The following is an 18,875-nucleotide window of genomic DNA, read 5'->3' as shown; positions in this document are numbered from 1 at the left end:
AGGCAAGACCGCGAAACAGGCCATCATCGCGGTCGCCCGCAAGCTGCTAACGATCCTCAACGCGATGCTGCGAACGGGCAAACCCTTCGACCCGAAAGCCGTCTGACACGCGGTGACCGATTACGGTTGCCGGCTCAAGGCCGGGACGGGGCGGCGGTCGTGGCGCTCAGATCGCCGCGAGCAGCGCCTCGCCGGCCGAGGCTTCGCAGAGGCCCGGGCTTTCCTCGCGGTGCAGCACCTTGACCACGCCGTCCTCGGCAAAAAGCGCATAGCGCACCGAGCGGTCGTAGAAGCCCACCGCCGGCGCGGTGAAGTTCATGCCGACCGCCTTGGTGAACTCGGCACCGGCATCCGCCAGAAAGCTCAGCCCCGCCGCCGTGGCACCGCTGCTCTCGCCCCAGGCGTTCATCACGAAGGGGTCGTTGACCGAGACGCAGATGATCTCGTCCACGCTCTTGGCGTCAAACCCGGCCTTGGTGCGGATGAAGCTCGGCACATGGGCGCTCGAACAGGTGCGGGTATAGGCGCCGGGCAGGCCGAAGATCACCACCTTGCGGCCCTTGAGCTTGGCCTCGAGGTCCACCGTTTCGGGCCCTTCGGCACCGATCCGCAGCAGGGTGGCGTTGGGCAGGCTGTCTCCGACTGAAATCGTCATGTATCCGGTCCTATTCGATTTGCGTTTGTCTTCCTGGCCGATATAGGCTCTGGCGCAGCGAGGGCCAGCCCCGATCGCGTGAACCAAGGCGAGGAGACAGCATGGCGCATTTCATCGTGGTCGGCGGCGGCCAGGCCGGGGCCTCGCTTGTCACCAAGCTGCGCAACAGCGGATTTGACGGCGAGATCACCCTGATCGGCGCCGAACCGGTGCCGCCCTACGAGCGCCCACCGCTTTCCAAGGCCTATCTGCTGGGCGAGATGGCGCAGGAGCGGCTCTACCTGCGGCCGGCGCAGGTCTATGAGGATCTGGACATCACCCTGCGGCTCGGCAGCAGCGTCACCGCGATCGACACCGCGGCCCGGACGGTTGCGCTGGGCAACGAGGTGCTGGGTTACGACAAGCTGGCGCTCTGCACCGGGTCGCATCCGCGGCGCCTGCCGGCGGCGATTGGCGGCGATCTGGACCATGTCTTTACCGTGCGCACCCTGGCCGATGTCGATGCCATGGCGCCGCAGGTCCGCGAGGGGCGCCGGGCGCTGATTGTCGGCGGTGGCTATATCGGGCTCGAGGCGGCGGCGGTGGCGGCCAAGAAGGGCATGCAGGTGACGCTGGTCGAGATGGGCCAGCGCATTCTGCAACGGGTGGCCGCGCCCGAGACCGCAGAGCATTTCCGCGCCCTGCACCGCAGCCACGGGGTCGAGATTCTCGAAGGGCTGGGGCTTGAGCGGCTCTTGGGCGAAGGCGCAGTCAGCGGCGCGCGGCTGACCGACGGCAGTGAGATCGCGGTCGACATGGTGGTGGTCGGCGTCGGGATCGCGCCGGCGACCGAACTGGCCGAGGCCGCCGGGCTCGAGATCGACAACGGCATCAAGGTCGATGCGCAGGGCCGCACCTCGGCGCCGGATGTCTTTGCCGCCGGCGATTGCACCTCCTTTCCGTATAAGGGCGAGCGTATCCGGCTGGAAAGCGTGCCCAATGCCATCGACCAGGCCGAGGTGGTGGCGCAGAACATGATGGGCGGCGCGGTGGAGTATGTGGCCACGCCCTGGTTCTGGTCGGATCAGTACGACTGCAAGCTGCAGATTGCCGGGCTCAACACCGGCTATGACCACGTCGAGACCCGCCATGGCGCGGACGGCCGCACCTCCTTCTGGTACTTCCACGGCGAGACGCTGGTGGCGGTCGATGCGATGAACGACGCCCGCGGCTATATGGTGGCCAAGCGGCTGATCGAGGCCGGCAAGACGATCACCCGCGCCGAGGTGCACACCCCCGATGGCGAACTGAAGGCGCTGCTGAAACGGTGAGGATCATTGCCGGAGAGCACCGCGGCCGGGCGCTGACCCCGGTGGGCAAGGGCGATGCCGGTGCGCATCTGCGGCCGACCACCGACCGGGTGCGCGAGAGCCTGTTCTCGATGCTGGGCGGTGGCCGGTTCGGCGCGCCGTTCGACGGCACCCGGGTGCTTGACCTCTTTGCCGGCACCGGGGCGCTGGGGCTCGAGGCGCTGTCGCGCGGCGCGGCCGAGGTGGTGTTTGTCGATGACGGTCGCAAGGCGGGCCAGCTGATCCGCGCCAATATCGCGCTGCTGCGCGAGGCAGACCGGGCGCGGCTGATCGCCTGCAATGCCACCCGGCTGCCGGCCAATGCCGACGCGCCCTACGACCTGGTCTTTCTCGACCCGCCCTACGGCAAGGCGTTGGGCGCGGCGGCGCTGGCCGCGGCGGCAAAAGGCGGCTGGATCGCCCCCGAGGCGCTGGTCGTCTGGGAGGAGCGCGCAGCGCAGGTGGCGCCAGAGGGATTCGCCCTGCTCGAGGCGCGGAAATACGGCGATACTGTCATCAGCCTGATGGCCGTCGAAAACTGAAAGCTGTGGCGTTGCGGTGACAGCCATTCTGTGGCATGGTGAGCCTGTCTTGCATGCGACCACCCTCACGGCGGCCCGACGGGCCGCAGCACGGCATGCCACGGCACCGCCCAGTTGCGCACGGGCCGCAAGCGATTGCGGTTATGCTGGCGCGGTTGCCGTGGCCACGCGCAAGCGGGCTATCTAGGGAAATATCACCTGCGTTTATTATGGCACCCGTGTCGCCGCCCTTGAGGGTGCGCTTGCGGTCTGTCGCCCCTCCTAGAGGGGCTTTTCGCAAGGACTGAGGCCTCAGGCGCCCGCGTCACACCCGGTGATAGGGTGCACCAGCCAGGATCGAGGCGGCGCGGTAGAGCTGCTCGCTCAGCATCACCCGGACCAGCATGTGCGGCCAGACCATCTTGCCGAAGGAGAGCGCCATGTCGCACTCGGCGCGCAGGCCCGGCTCGATCCCGTCGGCGCCGCCGATGATCAGCGCCAGATCGCCGCGGCCATCGTCACGGTGGCGCGCCAGCACGTTGGCGAAATCGGGGGAGGTCATCAGCTTGCCACGTTCGTCGAGCGCGACCAGGACTGCGCCGGCAGGCATCGCCTTGCGCAGCAGGGTGGCCTCGGCAGTCATGCCGCCGCCCTTTCGGTCCTCGACCTCGTGGAAGGTCACGGGGCCCAGCCCGAGGGCCCGGCCCGTTCTGTCGAAACGCGTGGCATAATCGTCGATCAACGTCTTCTCGGGGCCCGCCCTCAGGCGGCCCACCGCGCATATATGCACACGCATCAGGCTGGATCAGTGGCCGGTGGGCCGCGAGGTGGCTTCGCCGGTAGGCATCCACATCTTTTCCAGCTGGTAGAAGTCGCGCACCTCGGGACGGAAGACATGAACGATCACGTCTCCGGTGTCGATCAACACCCAGTCACCGGTTTCCTTGCCCTCGGTCTTGGCGCCACGGCCGAGATCGGCCTTGAGCATGTCGACAAGCTTTTCCGAGATCGACGCGACCTGACGCGACGACCGGCCGGAGCAGATCACCATGTAGTCGCCCATGGCCGTCTTGCCGCGGAGGTCGATCTCCACGATGTCCTCGGCCTTGCTGTCGGAAAGAGAGGTCAGGATTTGCGCAAGCAGCTCTTCGCTGGTGACTTGCGCATGTTGGCCCGAGCCGGGCACGCCTTGAACGGCAGAATTTGCCGCAATGGTAAGAGTCAGGACTTTGTCCTCCTTGGTATCGCGCCGCATCGCCCGGCGCCTGACGTGCCCCCAATTTAGCAATCCAGAGGTCACATTTCAATGAAACTGCGCCTAGGGCTGCAAGATGCCGCCGGTCTCGGCCGCATCTGCCCGGTCGTCGAGCACCCGCACCTCGCGCTGCGGGAAGGGAATCGAGATGTCGTTTGCCTTGAAAGCGTCCCAGAGCGCAAGGTACACATCGCCGCGGATGTTGGTCAGCCCGCCGGTGGGATCGCTGATCCAGAAGCGCAGGATGTAGTCGACCGAGCTGTCGCCGAAGCCCACGATATGGCAGACCGGGGTCTTGGGATGCGACAGCACCCGCTTGACGCCGGTGGCCGCCTCGATCGCCAGCCGGCGCACCGCATGCGGGTCGTCGTCGTAGGAGGTGCCGAAGAAGATGTCGAGCCGGACGAAATCCGAGGAATGCGACCAGTTCACCAGCTGGCCGGTGATCAGGTCCTCGTTGGGCACCAGGTATTCGCGGCCGTCGCGGGTGACGACGCTGACGTAGCGCGCCCCGAGCGCATTGATCCAGCCGAAGGTCTCGCCCAGGCTGATCACGTCGCCGGGCTTGATCGACTTGTCGAGCAGGATGATGATGCCAGAGACCAGGTTCGAGACCACCTTCTGCAGCCCGAAGCCCAGGCCGACGCCGATCGCCCCCGACAGCACCGCCAGCCCGGTGAGATCGACCCCCACCATGTTGAGCCCGATGAAGAAGGCCGCGCCATAGAGCAGCACCTGCAGAAACTTGACCGCCAGCACCTGCATCGAGGGCGAAATGTCCTCGTTGCGCCGGATCCGGTTGGCGGTGGTTCTGGCGATGAAGCGCGCCAGCGCGATGGTCACCGTCAGGATCACCAGTGCCTGCACCAGCAGCCAGGCGGTCAGCCGCATCTCGCCCAGGGTGATCGCCATGCTTTCCAGCAGGCGCTGGCTGTCCTCGGTCAGCCCGAGGATCGACAGGGTGACCCAGATCCAGGCGCCGTAGCGCACGGTGCTGCGCAGCAGCGGGTTGTCGATCAGCCGGGTGGCAAAGACGACGAAGAGCCAGGCGGCGGCGAGATTGGCGAAGATCGCCAGCAGGTAGGAGCGGGAGGGCCAGGTGATCTCGCGCATGACCAGCACGGCGAGCCACATCAGGCTGACGAAGAAGATCATCCTGAGGCGGCGGTGGATGATCACCAGCACCCGCATCCGCCAGCGCGGCCAGCCTTCTCGCGCGCGCATCCAGTCGTGCAGCCTTGGCCGGGCGAGCCTCGCGGCACCCCAGGCGAGGGCAAAGAGGACAAGGGCGATGACCACCTGGTAGCGGATCCAGGGGCGCAGCAGCATGTTGAAGTAGAACTCGGCCCAGGCCCGCGCATTTGTAAACAGGTCCTGCAAGAGGGCGATGGCATGGGCGGGGTCGGTCTGAGGGTCCATCGGGGCTCCTGGCAAGGCGTGGGTCAGCTTGCACCGGCGGGTATCGCCGGGCAAGCTTTGTCAGGATGGCAGGTGCGCTGGCGTCTCGTGGCCCGGAGCACGGGCGCTGCCTGCCCCGTCGCACCGAGGGTGCATCCTCCGCCCGCTGGCCCGTCGCCGCCGGCCGGACCTGATCCGGCGCCTCTCCGTTCGGGTTGGCCGTGAGGTCCCGGGTCAAGCCCGGGACAGTGGCTCGTGGCTGGCATAAAGTGGAATATAGTTACAGTTGCAGCGCCACCCCGCGGGCCCCGCCGGCCCGGCTCTCGTCGAAACCATGCGGCACCGCAGTCCGCTGTCAGTGCGGCCCTTCGCCGGTGGCCTCGATCACCGCGCGCAGGTGGTCGTCGGAAAAGCCGGTCTGCGACGGGGTCGCGCCGCCCTGGACCGATTGCACCGCAAGCCCCGCGGTCAGCACCGCGGCGCAAAGAGCCACATAGATCACACTCAGCTTGCTCATCGTTCCAACTCTGCCCGCGCCCGGCCCCGGTTTCAGGGGATCACGATTTGCGGCAAACCACCGCTTTGGCTTGCGAGAATCTCGCCCAGCCTGTAAGGGGCCAGCTATGCAAATGCTGACGGATATTCAAGACCGCGCCCGCCTTCGCGAGCGGTTCTTCGGTGCGACCTTCACGGTTCTCGCACGGCTATAAGCGGCCTTTTGCCAATCCGCCCCTGAAATCATGACCAATTGAACGGGAGAGGACCAGCCATGTCCCCCAAAACGCTCTATGACAAGATCTGGGATGCGCATGTCGCGCATGAAGCCGAAGACGGCACCTGCTTGCTCTACATCGATCGCCACCTCGTGCACGAGGTGACCAGCCCGCAGGCCTTCGAGGGTCTGCGCCTGGCGGGCCGCAAGGTGCGCGCCCCGGAAAAGACCATCGCCGTGCCGGACCACAACGTCCCCACCACCGAGGATCGGGTGAACGGCATCGACAACCCCGAAAGCCGCATCCAGGTCGAGGCGCTCGACAAGAACGCCAAGGACTTCGGTGTGCATTACTACCCGGTCTCCGACGTCCGCCAGGGCATCGTGCACATCGTCGGCCCCGAACAGGGCTGGACCCTGCCGGGCATGACCGTGGTTTGCGGTGACAGCCACACCGCCACCCATGGTGCGTTTGGCGCACTGGCGCATGGCATCGGCACCTCAGAGGTCGAGCACGTTCTGGCCACCCAGACGCTGATCCAGAAGAAGTCCAAGAACATGAAGGTCGAGATCACCGGCAAGCTGCGCCCCGGTGTCACCGCCAAGGACATCACCCTTTCGGTGATCGGCGAGACCGGCACCGCCGGCGGCACCGGCTATGTCATCGAGTATTGCGGCGACGCGATCCGCGAACTGTCGATGGAAGGCCGGATGACCGTCTGCAACATGGCGATCGAAGGCGGCGCGCGCGCCGGCATCATCGCGCCGGACGAGACCACCTTCACCTACGTCAAGGGCCGCCCGCATGCGCCGAAGGGTGCCCAGTGGGAAGCCGCGCTCAACTGGTGGAAGACGCTCTATTCCGATGACGACGCGCATTGGGACAAGGTGATCACCATCAAGGGCGAAGACATCGCCCCGGTCGTCACCTGGGGCACCTCGCCAGAGGACGTCCTGCCGATCACCGCCAAGGTGCCGGCGCCCGAGGACTTCAAGGGCGGCAAGGTCGACGCCGCCCGGCGGTCGCTCGATTACATGGGCCTCAAGCCCGGCCAGGCACTGACCGATATCGAGATCGACACGGTCTTCATCGGCTCCTGCACCAACGGCCGGATCGAGGACCTGCGCGCCGCGGCCGAGATCCTCAAGGGCAAGAAGATCAAGGACGGCATGCGCGCCATGGTCGTGCCCGGCTCGGGCCTTGTCCGGGCGCAGGCCGAGGAAGAGGGTCTGGCGGATATCTTCAAGGAAGCCGGTTTTGAGTGGCGCATGGCGGGCTGTTCGATGTGCCTTGCCATGAACCCCGACCAACTGTCGGAAGGTGAGCGCTGCGCCTCGACCTCGAACCGCAACTTCGAGGGGCGCCAGGGCTACAAGGGCCGCACCCACCTCGTCTCGCCGGCGATGGCGGCGGCGGCGGCGGTGACCGGCCACCTGACCGACGTGCGCGAGATGATGTGAGGGCCTAGGCAGTGCTTACCGGGACGCGGCGATCAGGCCTTGCGGAGTTCGCTTTCGGACTTCAGCACCTCGTCGCCGTCGTCCTGCTCGATCCTGTAGGCCGGTTCGTCGTCGGAGGCATCACGCGTCACCTCGCTGCCCTGCAGCGTCAGGGTGATCTTCTGCGTGTATCTCTTGGTGACCTTGCCGGTTCCGGTGCCATTGCCCCAGTCCCACTCAACTTTCGTGCCTGTCTGATACGACATGCTCTGACCTCCTGATCCCATACCGCGGGCAACGCGCCAGACACCGGCGCGGTTCCGCGGCTTCCGAAAGGACCCGAAATGGAAAAATTCACCAAACTGACCGGCACCGCGGCGCCGATGCCACTGGTCAACATCGACACCGACATGATCATCCCCAAGGTGTTTCTGAAATCGATCCAGCGCACCGGCTTTGGCAAGAACCTGTTCGACGAGATGCGCTACAACCGCGATGGCAGCGAGATCCCCGATTTCGTGCTGAACAAGCCGCAATACCGCGACGCGCAGATCCTTGTCGCCGGCGACAACTTCGGCTGCGGCTCTTCGCGCGAGCATGCGCCCTGGGCGCTGGCGGATTTCGGCATCAAATGCGTGATCTCGACCAGCTTTGCCGACATCTTCTACAACAACTGCTTCAAGAACGGCATCCTGCCGATCGTGCTGCCGCAGGACGACGTCGACAAGCTGATGGATGACGCCGAGCGCGGCGCCAATGCCAAGCTGACCATCGATCTGGAAAACCAGACCATCCAGGGCCCCGACGGCGGCACCATCGGCTTCGAAGTCGACGCCTTCAAGAAGCACTGCCTGATGGAAGGGCTGGATGATATTGGCCTGACCATGGCCAAGGAGGCCTCGATCGACACATTCGAGGCCGAGGCAGCGCAGGCGCGTCCCTGGGTCTGATCCGTCTCACCCGGCAAGAGTGGCAAACGGCGCGGTCTTCCGCGCCGTTTTCGTGTGCGGCGCGGTTTGGCCGGGCGGGCGGGCAAGGCCGGACTCAACCACCCTCTGAGTAGACCGACCGGCATTTGCAGTCGCATGGGGTCCGCTCGAAAGCCTGTCGGCGGCGCGATGCCGGAGGGCAGGCCGGGTGGCCCGGCACGGTGCTGGCAGCCGGCTTGTGGGCCGAGCCGCGGCGGCCGCAACATCTGGTATGCGCTGATTTCGCTGACGTTTTTCCGCCGCAGTATTGATGCAATCAGGCACCAGTGATCCCACGAAATTGCCCGAATAGTTTCGATACTGTGAACAGACGGTTGAGACACCGGCCGAAAGGAGGCAACAATTGGGCAAGAATGAGGCAAGCCGCGACACCCAGGCGGCATCAGACGGGAACAAGGGCACGGCATCGTACCGCGCTCGACCGGATTGAAGGGAACGGGCAGTGATTTCACGCATATTCGGTGCGGCACTACGGGCGTTGCTTGTATCCAGCCTGGCGGTTCTGCCATCGCTGGTGCTTGGCCCGAGCAATGCCGACGGTGCGCAGATCTCGGTGCTCGTGGCGCTTCTCGCGGCGGTCTTCGTGTTTGTCGAATACGCCTCTGCCTATCCCAGCTTCGTCGAATTCCGCCACGCGCCGCCGTTCAACCGCATGCGCTTCGTGATGCTGCTGCTGATGGTGATCTGCCTGACCTGGCTGACCCGTCACGCGACCCACCCCGGCGTGCTCAGCGGTATCGTCTCTCGCGGGGCCTCGGCCATGGGCGAGCTTCTCGACCTGCCGTATTCGCCGGTGCGCATCTTCATCTACGGTCTGCCGACCGATTCGAGCCTCGAGATGGTCGAGCGCGCCCGTGACGGGGCGGCGCTGGTCTATGCCATGTCGCTGACCGCGCTGGCCACCTTTGCCCTGCTGGTACGGATCTACGACTGGCCGTCGCGCAACGGCGCGTTCAACGTCTGGGTCAATCTGCCGCTGTTCGATCCCACCACCGGCGGCGACGTGCTGCCGCGGCTGCGCCGCGACAGTTGGCTGAACATTGCTGCCGGGGTGGTGTTGCCCTTCCTGATTCCGGCCTTCATCCGGCTGACCTCGGGCGTCTTCGACGCCTTTACCCTGTTTGACTCGCAGAGCTTTGTATGGACCATGGTGGCATGGGCCTTCATTCCCGCCAGCATGATCATGCGCGGCATCGCCATGGGCCGCGTTGCCGACCTGATCGAGGAAAAGCGCCGTCGCGCCTATGCCCGCGCCCAGCACGCTGGCTGATTCATCTCGTCTGTTGCCTGACCGCGCCGATGGCGGTGGCCGAGCCGCTGCGGCTGGCCACCTGGCACGTCGAGCTGAGCCGTAAGGGCCCCGGCCTGCTTTTGCGCGACATCCGCAAGGGCGACGACCCGCAGGTGGCCGCAGTGGTCGAGATCCTGGCCGAGCTGCAGCCCGACATCCTGCTGCTGACCGACATCGACCATGACCTGACCCTGCTGACGCTCGGGGCGCTGCGCGATGCGATTGCCGCCGCCGGACCGGAGTATCCGCATCTCTTTGCCCCGCCGCAGAACGCCGGCCGCGACATCGGGGCCGATCTCGATGGCGATGGCCGGTTGCAGGAGGCCGAGGATGCGCTGGGCTTCGGGTTCTTCACCGGCGATGGGGCCATGGCGCTGCTCTCGCGCTATCCGTTCGGGGCGGCCGAGGATTTCTCGACTCTGCTCTGGCGCGATCTGCCGGGCAATCTGATGGCAGGGGCGGCGCTGCCGGAGGCGGCGGAGGACCTCGTGCCGCTGTCCAGCGTGGCGCATTGGGCGGTGCCGGTCACACTGCCCGGCGGGGCGCTGAGCGTGCTGGCGATGAACGCCACGCCGCCGGTCTTTGACGGGCCGGAGGATCGCAACGGCCGGCGCAACCACGACGAGGTGATCTTCTGGCGGCATTACCTCGATGGCGCGTTCGGCCCGGTTCCGGACCATCTAGCGCTGATGGGCAATGCCAACCTTGACCCTCTGGACGGCGAGGGGCGGCATGACGCAATCCGCACCCTGCTGGCCGACCCGCGGCTGCAGGACCCGGGCCCGCGCGATCCGGCCGCTGCTGAGGAGGCCACCCCGGGCCAGCAGGGCGATCCGGCGCGCGACACCGCCAACTGGTCAGAGCCGGTGCCGGGCAATCTGCGGGTGGATTACCTGCTGCCCTCGGCCGGTCTGAGGGTGCTGGCCAGCGGCACGCTCTGGCCCACGCCGGGAAGCCGCGCGGCAGAGGCCTCGCGCCATGCGCTGGTCTGGGTCGATCTGAACTGGCCGCCGGCCGAGTGACCCCTCTCGTGCGCGCGTCCCGGACCCCGCTCCGGGACCTCTTCGCCGACCGGGAGGCCCCGGATCAGGTCCGGGGCGGGCGGGGCGGAGGGGCTGTCGTTTCTTGACCCTCCGGCAGGCATTGGATAGGCGATGCTGGAACGTTTTTCGCGACAAAGGAACCGCCCCATGAGCACGCCTTCTCTTCTGATCCTGCCCGGCGACGGCATCGGCCCCGAGGTCATGGAACAGGTCCGTCGGATCATCGACTGGTACGGCGACAAGCGCGGGCTCAAGTTCGAGGTCAGCGAAGACCTCGTCGGCGGCTGCGCCTATGACAAGCACGGCACGCCGCTGCATGACGACACCATGGCCAAGGCGCAGGAGGTCGACGCCGTCCTGCTTGGCGCCGTCGGTGGCCCGCAGTACGACAACCTCGACTTTTCGGTCAAGCCGGAGCGGGGCCTGCTGCGCCTGCGCAAGGAGATGGACCTTTATGCCAACCTGCGCCCGGCGCAGTGCTTTGACGCGCTGGCGGAGTTCTCGTCGCTGAAAAAGGACGTCGTGTCCGGTCTCGACATCATGATCATCCGCGAGCTGACCTCGGGCGTCTATTTCGGCGAGCCGCGCGGGATCATCAAGGAAGGCAACGAGCGCGTCGGCATCAACACCCAGCGCTACACCGAATCCGAGATCGCCCGCGTGGCGCGCTCGGCGTTCGAGCTGGCGCGCAAGCGCAACAACAAGCTGTGCTCGATGGAGAAGGCCAACGTGATGGAATCGGGCGTGCTTTGGCGCGACGTGGTCACCGAGGTGCATCAGGCCGAGTACTCCGACGTCGAGCTGACCCACATGTACGCCGATGCAGGCGCCATGCAGCTGACCCGCTGGCCCAAGCAGTTCGACGTGATCGTCACCGACAACCTGTTCGGCGACCTGCTGTCCGACCTCGCCGCCATGCTCACCGGCTCGCTCGGCATGCTGCCCTCGGCCTCGCTGGGCGCCCCGATGGCCAATGGCCGTCCCAAGGCGCTCTACGAGCCGGTGCACGGCTCGGCGCCCGATATCGCCGGCACCGGCAAGGCCAACCCGATCGCCTGCATCCTGTCGTTCGCCATGGCGCTGCGCTACAGCTTCGACCAGGGTGCGGAGGCCGACCGGCTGGAGCAGGCCATCGAGACCGTGCTGGCCAATGGTGTCCGCACCGCCGATCTGCTGCAGGCGGAAGGCGCCACGCCGGTCTCGACCTCGGAAGCCGGCGACGCTGTTCTGGCAGCGCTCGACGCTTCGCTCTGATCCCATTGCCGGTGATCGCCGCCGCGCGCGGCGGTCACCTCTCCCCCGGCCTGCGGGGCCCCGGGGGATTGCGCTTCGCAAGCGCCTGCGGCCTTGATCCTCGCGGTCACTTCGCCGTAACAGGGGACAACGCGATTGGCCTTGGGCCAGAACCTCCTGCGAGACCCCCATGAACATCAAAGGCCTGCTCTTCGCCCTGCTCGGATTCGCCCTGTTTTCGGTGCATGACGTCGTGGTGAAATACCTCGGCAGCAGCTACACGCCGGTGCAGATCATCTTCTTTGCCGGGCTGTTCAGCTTTCCGCTGCTGACCTTCGTCCTGATGAGCGACCCGACCCGCGAGAATCTGCGGCCGGTGCACCCCTGGTGGGTCTCGGTGCGGGTCTTCGGCGCGCTGTTTTCGGGCCTGATGGCCTTTTACGCCTTTTCCGTGCTGCCGCTGGCGCAGACCTACACGCTGCTCTTTGCCGCGCCGATGCTGATCACCGTGCTGGCGATCCCGATGCTGGGCGAGAGCGTCGGCCCGCATCGCTGGGCGGCGGTGACCGTCGGGCTGATCGGGGTGATCGTGGTGCTGCGGCCGGGCGGGCAGGAACTGACGCTGGGCCATGCGGCGGCGCTGGGCTCGGCCTTCTGCAACGCGCTGTCGTCGGTGGTGGTGCGCAAGATCGGCCAGGAGGAGCGCACGGTGGTGCTGCTGCTCTATCCGCTGGCCGGCAACTTCCTGCTGATGGGGCTGGCGCTGCCCTTCGTCTATGTGCCGATGCCGATCACCGATCTCGGCGGGCTGGGCGTCATCGCGCTCCTGGGCTTTCTCGCCAGCATGTGCGTCATCGCCGCCTATCGCTATGGCGAGGCGGCGATCGTGGCGCCGATGCAGTATTCGCAGATCCTCTGGGCGACGCTGTTCGGCTTCCTGCTGTTCGGCGAGAGCCTCGACGATCCGACGGTCTATGGCGCCGGGCTGATCATCCTGTCGGGGCTCTACATCGTCTACCGCGAGAGCCGTGGTGGCAAATCCGACAATACCCCGGTGCTGCGCAACCGCTCGCGCGGCTACAGTCCGGGCAGCATTCGCACCTCGGCGATCCTGCGGCGGTGGAAAAGCGACTGAATCCGCTTGCAATGCCGGCGGGGGCACTGTAATCCGCGCGTCACGGTCGGAGTGTAGCTCAGCCTGGTAGAGCACTGTCTTCGGGAGGCAGGGGCCGGAGGTTCGAATCCTCTCACTCCGACCAATAAAACAAGGCGCCCTCGGGCGCCTTTTGGTTTTTCGGGGGTTAGTTTCCGGGGCCGGCCTCGGAAGCACCACTTCTCGAGTATGAAAAACGGTCAGCCCTTTGTGTATCCGGCGCTCGGGATGCTGGCTGCCAAGAGCGGAATTTCCCCAACCGCGATGGGCGCACGCCGTCCAGCCTACCGAGGATGAGTAGTCAAATAGGGGCCGCACGACATCATCCGAGTTCGCCAAGGGATGCCGGGTGGTTGATCGCGCGGAAGCACTCACAACTCGATTTCCCGGCGAGACCTGAACTTGGCAGCCTCGGACGGGGAAGAACTGGGTCAAGCGATCATCGTCGCCGAATCGGGATCGGTGCACACGGCAGTCAGCTTTTCCACCGGCATGTAGCGGCGCGAGACGGCCCATCATCGTTTTGCTCCAGCATGAAGACACCCACGAGGCGGACGACAGCCGCGCGGTTCGGGAGTGAGGGCAGCAACGCCACCGGTTCGAGAGACTGCTCGAGCCCGACGACGCTGGTCCGTCGTTTGTTCTCCTTGTTGACGCGCTCCAAGAGGGTCGTGCTGTGCAGTCAACCATGCCCCGGAAAGACCCTGACGCTCCGCACTACAAACCTCACGGAGCGTCGAAGCCGATCAGTCAGCCCGCGCCACGACCTTTACGGTAGGCGCCGCTGCGACGCCTGCGCCTTCCATCGCCGATTTCAGCTTGTCGGAGGTGAGAAACGCCTCGGCGGCCTCGAGGCTTTCGAAACCGTGCAGGACGAGCACGTTGTTCGGAAGGCCAGGGTCTTGAAAGACCTGCTCCATGATAACGCCGCCGGCCTGCTGCTCGTCAGCGAAAGCGTCGTAGACCTGGCGCCAGACGCCGTAGTCCTCGACCGGGTGGCTGATCACCGCCAGCACAGGAACGTCCTGCGCCGAGGCCGCGACCGGCAAGGCAAGAAAGACCGAAGCGGCAAGGCTGCGAGCGAACTGGGTCATGATATCCTCCATGGGTTGGTTCTGCCGACGACAACCATCGGCGATGTCCAAAGCCTGCCGGAGGATCTTTGACTTGCGTAGCCCTCGGGATGCAGAACCGGGCGGCATTTGTGCAGAGAGGCGGGAAGCGCTCAGACCGGCTCCCAGAGCGGGCCGTGCGGGATGTTTTCGCCGATGAACTTCATGAAGCGGCGGACCGGCGGCTGGGAATAGGCCTCCTTCGAGGCCACGACCCAGAGCGTGTGGTGGAGCTTTTCATGCCGGAAGCACGGCACGAGATCGGTCTCGAAATCGCCCGCGACGCAGGGCAGCAGCCCGAGCCCGGCGCCCGAGCGCAGCGAACCGATCATCCCGGTGACGGAATTCACCTGAAGCGCCCGGTCCGCCTCGCCGACCTGTTCGGCAAGCCAGCGTGCAGCACCGACCACCTCGGCCAATCGGCCATTGTAGAGGACGAACTTGTGACCCTGACACGTCTCAAGGCCGTGCGGCGCACCGTGCTGCCTCTCGTAGTGGCGGCTGCAATAGACCCCCCACGGAATCAGGGCGAGCTTGCGCGCGATCAACGTATCGCCCGTGATTTCGTCCGCCGCCCGCAGGGCAATATCGGCCTCGCCCTTTTCCAGCGACACTTGGCCCGAACTGATATCGACCTCGAATTCGATGTCCGGATGTTTGGTGCGGAACCGCGTGAGGACGGGGAACCCCCAATGTTCCATGGCCTCCGGGTTGCCCGTCAGCCGTATGATGCCGGACACTTCGCGCGAAAGCCGCTCAGCCCGGGTCTGGATCGTCTCCGCCGAGGCTGCCATCTGGCCGGCCAGGTCCAGCAGCGCGCTGCCATGCGGCGTCAGGGCATAGCCGCGCGGATCGCGTTCGAACAGTGTCAGGCTGAGGGCCTGCTCCAGAGCCTGGATGCGTCGGCTCACCGTCGTCTGGTTGATGTTCAGCCGTTTTGATGCCCCCAGCGTCGAGCCCTCCTGTGCGACCGCCAGAAAGAGCCGGATATCGTCCCAGTCGAACATCTCGCCTCCTCCCTGAAGCGTGTCTGCATTCCCGCAGGTCGGTTCTGCGACAGATGAGCTACCCCGGCACCTCCAATCCCATGATGCTTGGGGGCAGGCCCTGACGCCGAAAGGCGCAGCGGCAGGAACAAACATAGGAGGAAGATCATGCTTCGCACAATAACCCTGACCGCCTTGGCCGTGGCCGCTTTCAGCGTTCCGGCCGCCGCGGGCTCCATCCAGACCGACGAGGCAAGGATGATCGAGGCCTTCGCCGCGGCGCTCGGCGGCAATGACGATGCCCTTGCGCCCCACCTCACCGAAGCGGCGGTCTACATGCCCTCCACCGGCGGGCGCTTCGAGGGAGCCGAGAGCATTGCACAAAGCCTGGCAGCCTTTCCGGATGTTACGGATTTCACGGCCGAGATCGACGAGAGGGTACCGCTGGGCGAGGGCCATATGCTCTACATCGGTACCTACACCGTGACCCTGCCGCCCGAGATGGGCGGGGCCACGCTGCCGGGCGAATACGTGCTGGTCGCCGAGCATACCCCCGCAGGGCTGAAGTTGCTTCGCCACGTCGCTTTCCCCGCCCGTGGCATGGACCGCTGACCGCCCCCGCGAGGTGCCGTGCCTCGCCGCGGCACCGCAAATTCTCAGAAAGGACACCGTCATGACCACCGCCGTAATGCATCGGACGCCCGTCAAGGTGCGGGAGATGCACAACCATCACGTCGACAGCACGATCTGGAATGACCTGACGTTCCGCGAGGACGACATCGTCATCTCGACCTATGCCAAATCGGGCACGACCTGGATGCAACAGATCGTCAGCCAGTTGATCTTCAAAGGTGCCGAGGGGCTGCCCGTCGCCGAAATGTCGCCCTGGCTCGATCTGCGCGTGCCGCCAAAGCAGATCAAGCTGCCCGAGGTCGAGGCGCAGCGCCATCGCCGGTTTCTCAAGACACATCTGCCGGTCGATGCACTGCGCATGTCGCCGAAGGCGAAATACATCTATATCGGCCGCGATGGGCGCGACGTGATATGGTCGTTGCACAACCACCACTCGACCGCCAACCAGGCATGGTATGACGCGTTGAACAAGACCCCCGGCCTGGTCGGCCCCGAGATCGGACGGCCGCACGAGGACCCCGTCGCCTATTTCCGTCACTGGCTGGAGAATGACGGCGCGCCGTTCTGGCCGTTCTGGGAGAATGTCCGGTCCTGGTGGGCGATCCGCAGCCTGCCCAACGTGCTGATGGTGCATTTCGCCGATCTGAAGCGTGACTTCGAGGGCGAGCTTGAGCGCATTGCGGCCTTTCTCGAGATCCCCATCCCGGAAGATGCCCGCGCGCGGATCACCGAGCACTGCTCCTTCGACTACATGAAACGCAACGCGGCGGCGTCGGTCCCGCTCGGAGGCGCGTTCTGGGACGGCGGTGCGCAGAGCTTCATCCACAAGGGCACGAACGGGCGTTGGAAGGACCGGCTGCCGTCCGACCTCTCGGACGCATATGAGCAGTGCGCTGACGAGGAGCTCGGGGCGGATGCGGCCGCGTGGCTGAAAGACGGTCGACAGGTGCGGTAGGTCATGGATCTTGACGATCGTCGCAGTCGGAACGTCGATGCCGGAACTTGTCACCTCGGTGATTGCCGCGCTGAAACGGCAGGGCGATGTGGCCTTCGGCAACATCGTTGGCTCGAACATCTACAACATCCTCGGGATTGGCGGGACCACCGCGCTGATTGCGCCGTCGCATGTGCCGGAGGAGATCGTGCGTTTCGACGCGCCGGTGATGGTGGCCGTCACGCTGGTGCTGGTTCTCTTCGCTGCGACGGGGCTTCGGATCGGACGCCGGGAGGGTGCGACCCTGGTCGCAGGATACATTGCGTATGGCTGGCTGCTCTGGCCCTGATCCTCGACGAGCATTGGCGATGCGAGGTCCGCCGTGGGGGGCCTTCCTCCGGTTCGTAGCGGGATCGCGTGGTTGACCCGTTAAGGTCGCGAACGGCCGTTCACGTGCATAAAGACACGCCTAATTCAGCGACGCCCCCAGCAGGACCGCTATCGGGACCGGCGAAACGGCGATGGCGACGCCGAGGGCATAGGCTGGCCAAGAGATCATTTGGCTCGCGCCCAAGGCCATCGCAATTCCGCCGCCGCCGCCTGCAAGCGTGTTGCCGGGCAGGTTGAACAAGACCAGCATCGGAAGAATCGGGACCTTCAGCAACCATCGTCGCGCCCACCGGGGCAATGCCGTTTCTATTCTGGCCCGTCGCTGTGGCAAGGCAAGCTCCGCAGTCTCCTCGACATGCCGGGCAGCGCGGATGAGATGGACAGTCCTCAGTCCCGCGGCAAGCGCCGAGGCAGGAACGAGCCGTCCGACCGCGAAGGCCGCCAAAAGTGCGAGCACCGTCGAGAGGTAGATCATCGGCACGACCCGCGCCCCGAAGATCGCGATGAGAGCGAGCCCGATCTCAATGCCCGGAACGAAGGGCAGGGCCATCAGGACAGTGTAGGCGATGAGCGCGACGATGATGGTGCGGTGGACCGCCGGTTCGGTATGCGGCCAAAGATCGAGATCGAGTGCGGCGCCGATCCACTGGCCGAAGATCGCCCCGCCGACGATCAGCCCGACATAGCAGACCAGCACGAAAAGCGCCCGGGCCTTCGGCGCGCGCAGCGAGAGGCTCCGACGCGACATCCGTCAGTTCAGCCAAGCCGGATGGTCTTCATCCGGGGCGGCCAGCGCCCCATCGAACCAGATGCGCACGTGGACGTCGCCATACCATCTGGGTCGTCGCCACTGGGCCTCCGCCACCAGCCGGTCGCCGGTAATCCGGCCCGCGAAATGAAGCTCGCCTTGGTCAGGGCTGACCAGCACGGCCATGACGTAAAGCGTCTCGCCCTCGGCGCGAAGGTGATAGGCGGCCGGCTGGAACCCGAAACGGTCGCAGAGGTCGGTGGACAGCAGCGCGCCGGTGAAGCGCACGACGTCCTGCCCGCTTGTCGGCTCGGCATTCTTGCCGGTCGCTACGACGAAGACCCGTCCGGACAGAAGGGCTTGCTGGGCCGACGCGAGGCGGGCGAGGGCCTCCTCGCCGAACAGAGATTTGGCGACGGGCAGGGTCTCCGTCCGGTCTTGGGCGAGGGGCGAAGACGTTCCGGCCAGGACGAGGCCGGAGGATCCCAGCAGGAACGCGCGTCTGCCTATCGGCGCCATTTATACGGTCCCCCATACGATCAGGAGTTCGTTGGGCCCTTCCCAACCCTCCACGGTCCGGAACACCTCCAGCTCTTTTTCGATCTCCTCATAGGCCGCCGCCCGGCGCTCCTCGGAAAGGCGCGACAGGATCGCGACCACCGGGGCCGCGCCGTCACGGACGAAATCCACGTAATGGCGCGCCGAAGGCATGCGGAACGGCGCCGAGACACCGAGTTCATGGACGTCCGAGAAGCCGGCCTCGCGGTAGAGCCGCGCGAGCACTCCGGGCGCCCCGAGGCTCAGCAGGCCCCCGGGCCGGGCAGGGTCGGGCGGCGCGACACCGACCTGCGTGCAGGCGACGCGCATCAGCGTGGTGACGCAGGGATTGCGCTCGGGGCGCGAGAAAACGACCGAAACGGCGCGGCGGCCCGGCCGAAGCACCCGGCGCATCTCGGCCAGGCCAGTGGAAGGGTGCGGCAGGAACATCAGGCCGAGCCGGCAGGTCGCTGCGTCAAAGGTCGCACTTTCGAACGGAAGAGCTTCAATATCGGCC

At 65.9% G+C, this 18,875-nt stretch carries 21 protein-coding genes, 1 tRNA gene and 1 pseudogene; 12 read left to right on the top strand and 11 right to left on the bottom strand.

The window, feature by feature from the left end; all coding sequences use genetic code 11:
* Positions 1 to 166: 166 nt before the first annotated feature.
* The gene (locus VOI27_RS22725; protein WP_323768882.1) at positions 167 to 655 is read right to left on the bottom strand and encodes a peroxiredoxin; all 489 of its coding nucleotides are present in this window, start codon (positions 653 to 655) and stop codon (positions 167 to 169) included.
* A 101-nt stretch (positions 656 to 756) separates the two neighbouring features.
* Between VOI27_RS22725 and VOI27_RS22720 the strand changes: the two genes are divergently transcribed.
* Both VOI27_RS22720 and rsmD read left to right on the top strand, forming a co-directional pair.
* Positions 757 to 1,965, top strand: coding sequence for an NAD(P)/FAD-dependent oxidoreductase (locus VOI27_RS22720; protein WP_323768880.1), 1,209 nt, complete (start codon positions 757 to 759; stop codon positions 1,963 to 1,965).
* Positions 1,962 to 2,525, top strand: a complete 564-nt coding sequence (gene rsmD, locus VOI27_RS22715; protein WP_323768878.1) for a 16S rRNA (guanine(966)-N(2))-methyltransferase RsmD — start codon at positions 1,962 to 1,964, stop codon at positions 2,523 to 2,525. Before VOI27_RS22720 ends, rsmD begins: the two co-directional genes overlap by 4 nt.
* Before the next feature lie 304 nt (positions 2,526 to 2,829).
* Here the strand turns inward: rsmD and rlmH are convergent, their stop codons facing one another.
* The 4 genes from rlmH to VOI27_RS22695 form a co-directional block, all read right to left on the bottom strand.
* Positions 2,830 to 3,300: a 23S rRNA (pseudouridine(1915)-N(3))-methyltransferase RlmH gene (rlmH, locus tag VOI27_RS22710; protein WP_323768876.1), complete on the bottom strand. Its 471-nt coding sequence runs from the start codon at positions 3,298 to 3,300 to the stop codon at positions 2,830 to 2,832.
* Positions 3,301 to 3,309: 9 nt separating this feature from the next.
* Positions 3,310 to 3,759, bottom strand: a complete 450-nt coding sequence (gene rsfS / locus VOI27_RS22705; protein WP_323768874.1) for a ribosome silencing factor — start codon at positions 3,757 to 3,759, stop codon at positions 3,310 to 3,312.
* Positions 3,760 to 3,822: 63 nt separating this feature from the next.
* Complete coding sequence (locus tag VOI27_RS22700; protein ID WP_323768872.1) at positions 3,823 to 5,178, bottom strand: mechanosensitive ion channel family protein; 1,356 nt, start codon at positions 5,176 to 5,178, stop codon at positions 3,823 to 3,825.
* A 334-nt stretch (positions 5,179 to 5,512) separates the two neighbouring features.
* On the bottom strand, positions 5,513 to 5,674 hold the full coding sequence (locus tag VOI27_RS22695) for a hypothetical protein (RefSeq protein WP_323768870.1): 162 nt from the start codon (positions 5,672 to 5,674) through the stop codon (positions 5,513 to 5,515).
* Between the two features lie 252 nt (positions 5,675 to 5,926).
* Between VOI27_RS22695 and leuC the strand changes: the two genes are divergently transcribed.
* Positions 5,927 to 7,330 (top strand): 3-isopropylmalate dehydratase large subunit, encoded by a 1,404-nt coding sequence (gene leuC, locus VOI27_RS22690; RefSeq protein ID WP_323768869.1) that lies wholly within the window; start codon positions 5,927 to 5,929, stop codon positions 7,328 to 7,330.
* Between the two features lie 32 nt (positions 7,331 to 7,362).
* On the opposite strand, the gene VOI27_RS22685 is transcribed toward leuC, so the two are convergent.
* Positions 7,363 to 7,575 (bottom strand): DUF2945 domain-containing protein, encoded by a 213-nt coding sequence (locus tag VOI27_RS22685; RefSeq protein ID WP_323768867.1) that lies wholly within the window; start codon positions 7,573 to 7,575, stop codon positions 7,363 to 7,365.
* Between the two features lie 78 nt (positions 7,576 to 7,653).
* Here VOI27_RS22685 and leuD point away from each other — a divergent pair, with 78 nt between their 5' ends.
* The 6 genes from leuD to VOI27_RS22655 all read left to right on the top strand — a co-directional run bounded on the left by leuD (position 7,654) and on the right by VOI27_RS22655 (position 13,124).
* A complete protein-coding gene (leuD, locus tag VOI27_RS22680; protein WP_323768865.1) occupies positions 7,654 to 8,259 on the top strand; it encodes a 3-isopropylmalate dehydratase small subunit in 606 nt (201 codons plus the stop codon).
* Positions 8,260 to 8,776: 517 nt separating this feature from the next.
* Positions 8,777 to 9,568: a hypothetical protein gene (locus VOI27_RS22675; RefSeq protein ID WP_323768863.1), complete on the top strand. Its 792-nt coding sequence runs from the start codon at positions 8,777 to 8,779 to the stop codon at positions 9,566 to 9,568.
* Between the two features lie 29 nt (positions 9,569 to 9,597).
* Positions 9,598 to 10,611 (top strand): endonuclease/exonuclease/phosphatase family protein, encoded by a 1,014-nt coding sequence (locus VOI27_RS22670; protein ID WP_323768861.1) that lies wholly within the window; start codon positions 9,598 to 9,600, stop codon positions 10,609 to 10,611.
* A 168-nt stretch (positions 10,612 to 10,779) separates the two neighbouring features.
* A complete protein-coding gene (leuB, locus tag VOI27_RS22665; RefSeq protein WP_323768858.1) occupies positions 10,780 to 11,886 on the top strand; it encodes a 3-isopropylmalate dehydrogenase in 1,107 nt (368 codons plus the stop codon).
* A gap of 169 nt (positions 11,887 to 12,055) precedes the next feature.
* Positions 12,056 to 13,000, top strand: coding sequence for a DMT family transporter (locus VOI27_RS22660; RefSeq protein WP_323768856.1), 945 nt, complete (start codon positions 12,056 to 12,058; stop codon positions 12,998 to 13,000).
* Between the two features lie 47 nt (positions 13,001 to 13,047).
* Positions 13,048 to 13,124: transfer RNA gene (locus VOI27_RS22655), tRNA-Pro, on the top strand.
* Positions 13,125 to 13,764: 640 nt separating this feature from the next.
* Here the strand turns inward: VOI27_RS22655 and VOI27_RS22645 are convergent.
* Both VOI27_RS22645 and VOI27_RS22640 read right to left on the bottom strand, forming a co-directional pair.
* A complete protein-coding gene (locus VOI27_RS22645; RefSeq protein ID WP_323768854.1) occupies positions 13,765 to 14,112 on the bottom strand; it encodes a hypothetical protein in 348 nt (115 codons plus the stop codon).
* 131 nt (positions 14,113 to 14,243) lie between these two features.
* Positions 14,244 to 15,137, bottom strand: coding sequence for a LysR family transcriptional regulator (locus VOI27_RS22640; RefSeq protein ID WP_323768852.1), 894 nt, complete (start codon positions 15,135 to 15,137; stop codon positions 14,244 to 14,246).
* Positions 15,138 to 15,284: 147 nt separating this feature from the next.
* Between VOI27_RS22640 and VOI27_RS22635 the strand changes: the two genes are divergently transcribed.
* The 3 genes and pseudogenes from VOI27_RS22635 to VOI27_RS22625 all read left to right on the top strand — a co-directional run.
* The gene (locus VOI27_RS22635) at positions 15,285 to 15,728 is read left to right on the top strand and encodes a nuclear transport factor 2 family protein (RefSeq protein ID WP_323768850.1); all 444 of its coding nucleotides are present in this window, start codon (positions 15,285 to 15,287) and stop codon (positions 15,726 to 15,728) included.
* A 61-nt stretch (positions 15,729 to 15,789) separates the two neighbouring features.
* The gene (locus VOI27_RS22630) at positions 15,790 to 16,704 is read left to right on the top strand and encodes a sulfotransferase domain-containing protein (RefSeq protein WP_323768848.1); all 915 of its coding nucleotides are present in this window, start codon (positions 15,790 to 15,792) and stop codon (positions 16,702 to 16,704) included.
* Positions 16,705 to 16,714: 10 nt separating this feature from the next.
* Positions 16,715 to 17,032 (top strand): annotated as a pseudogene (locus VOI27_RS22625) (sodium:calcium antiporter); the annotation flags it as partial.
* Positions 17,033 to 17,152: 120 nt separating this feature from the next.
* On the opposite strand, the gene VOI27_RS22620 reads toward VOI27_RS22625, so the two are convergent.
* The 3 genes from VOI27_RS22620 to VOI27_RS22610 all read right to left on the bottom strand — a co-directional run.
* Positions 17,153 to 17,821, bottom strand: a complete 669-nt coding sequence (locus VOI27_RS22620; RefSeq protein ID WP_323768846.1) for a hypothetical protein — start codon at positions 17,819 to 17,821, stop codon at positions 17,153 to 17,155.
* Positions 17,822 to 17,824: 3 nt separating this feature from the next.
* Positions 17,825 to 18,340, bottom strand: coding sequence for a hypothetical protein (locus VOI27_RS22615; protein ID WP_323768844.1), 516 nt, complete (start codon positions 18,338 to 18,340; stop codon positions 17,825 to 17,827).
* Positions 18,341 to 18,875: class I SAM-dependent methyltransferase (locus VOI27_RS22610; RefSeq protein WP_323768842.1), on the bottom strand; the 535-nt coding region annotated here is incomplete at its 5' end.

Source organism: Marinovum sp. (assembly GCF_034669705.1).
Classification (GTDB): domain Bacteria; phylum Pseudomonadota; class Alphaproteobacteria; order Rhodobacterales; family Rhodobacteraceae; genus Marinovum.
The sequence above is the reverse complement of the archived record's forward strand: the minus strand, read 5'-3'. Positions and strand labels throughout refer to the sequence as shown.

Coding starts and splice junctions, on each gene's coding strand:
- VOI27_RS22725 (WP_323768882.1), bottom strand. CDS start 655: ATGACGATTTCAGTCGGAGACAGCCTGCCCAACGCCACCCTGCTGCGG.
- VOI27_RS22720 (WP_323768880.1), top strand. CDS start 757: ATGGCGCATTTCATCGTGGTCGGCGGCGGCCAGGCCGGGGCCTCGCTT.
- rlmH (WP_323768876.1), bottom strand. CDS start 3,300: ATGCGTGTGCATATATGCGCGGTGGGCCGCCTGAGGGCGGGCCCCGAG.
- rsfS (WP_323768874.1), bottom strand. CDS start 3,759: ATGCGGCGCGATACCAAGGAGGACAAAGTCCTGACTCTTACCATTGCG.
- VOI27_RS22700 (WP_323768872.1), bottom strand. CDS start 5,178: ATGGACCCTCAGACCGACCCCGCCCATGCCATCGCCCTCTTGCAGGAC.
- VOI27_RS22695 (WP_323768870.1), bottom strand. CDS start 5,674: ATGAGCAAGCTGAGTGTGATCTATGTGGCTCTTTGCGCCGCGGTGCTG.
- leuC (WP_323768869.1), top strand. CDS start 5,927: ATGTCCCCCAAAACGCTCTATGACAAGATCTGGGATGCGCATGTCGCG.
- VOI27_RS22685 (WP_323768867.1), bottom strand. CDS start 7,575: ATGTCGTATCAGACAGGCACGAAAGTTGAGTGGGACTGGGGCAATGGC.
- leuD (WP_323768865.1), top strand. CDS start 7,654: ATGGAAAAATTCACCAAACTGACCGGCACCGCGGCGCCGATGCCACTG.
- VOI27_RS22670 (WP_323768861.1), top strand. CDS start 9,598: ATGGCGGTGGCCGAGCCGCTGCGGCTGGCCACCTGGCACGTCGAGCTG.
- leuB (WP_323768858.1), top strand. CDS start 10,780: ATGAGCACGCCTTCTCTTCTGATCCTGCCCGGCGACGGCATCGGCCCC.
- VOI27_RS22660 (WP_323768856.1), top strand. CDS start 12,056: ATGAACATCAAAGGCCTGCTCTTCGCCCTGCTCGGATTCGCCCTGTTT.
- VOI27_RS22645 (WP_323768854.1), bottom strand. CDS start 14,112: ATGACCCAGTTCGCTCGCAGCCTTGCCGCTTCGGTCTTTCTTGCCTTG.
- VOI27_RS22640 (WP_323768852.1), bottom strand. CDS start 15,137: ATGTTCGACTGGGACGATATCCGGCTCTTTCTGGCGGTCGCACAGGAG.
- VOI27_RS22635 (WP_323768850.1), top strand. CDS start 15,285: ATGCTTCGCACAATAACCCTGACCGCCTTGGCCGTGGCCGCTTTCAGC.
- VOI27_RS22630 (WP_323768848.1), top strand. CDS start 15,790: ATGACCACCGCCGTAATGCATCGGACGCCCGTCAAGGTGCGGGAGATG.
- VOI27_RS22620 (WP_323768846.1), bottom strand. CDS start 17,821: ATGTCGCGTCGGAGCCTCTCGCTGCGCGCGCCGAAGGCCCGGGCGCTT.
- VOI27_RS22615 (WP_323768844.1), bottom strand. CDS start 18,340: ATGGCGCCGATAGGCAGACGCGCGTTCCTGCTGGGATCCTCCGGCCTC.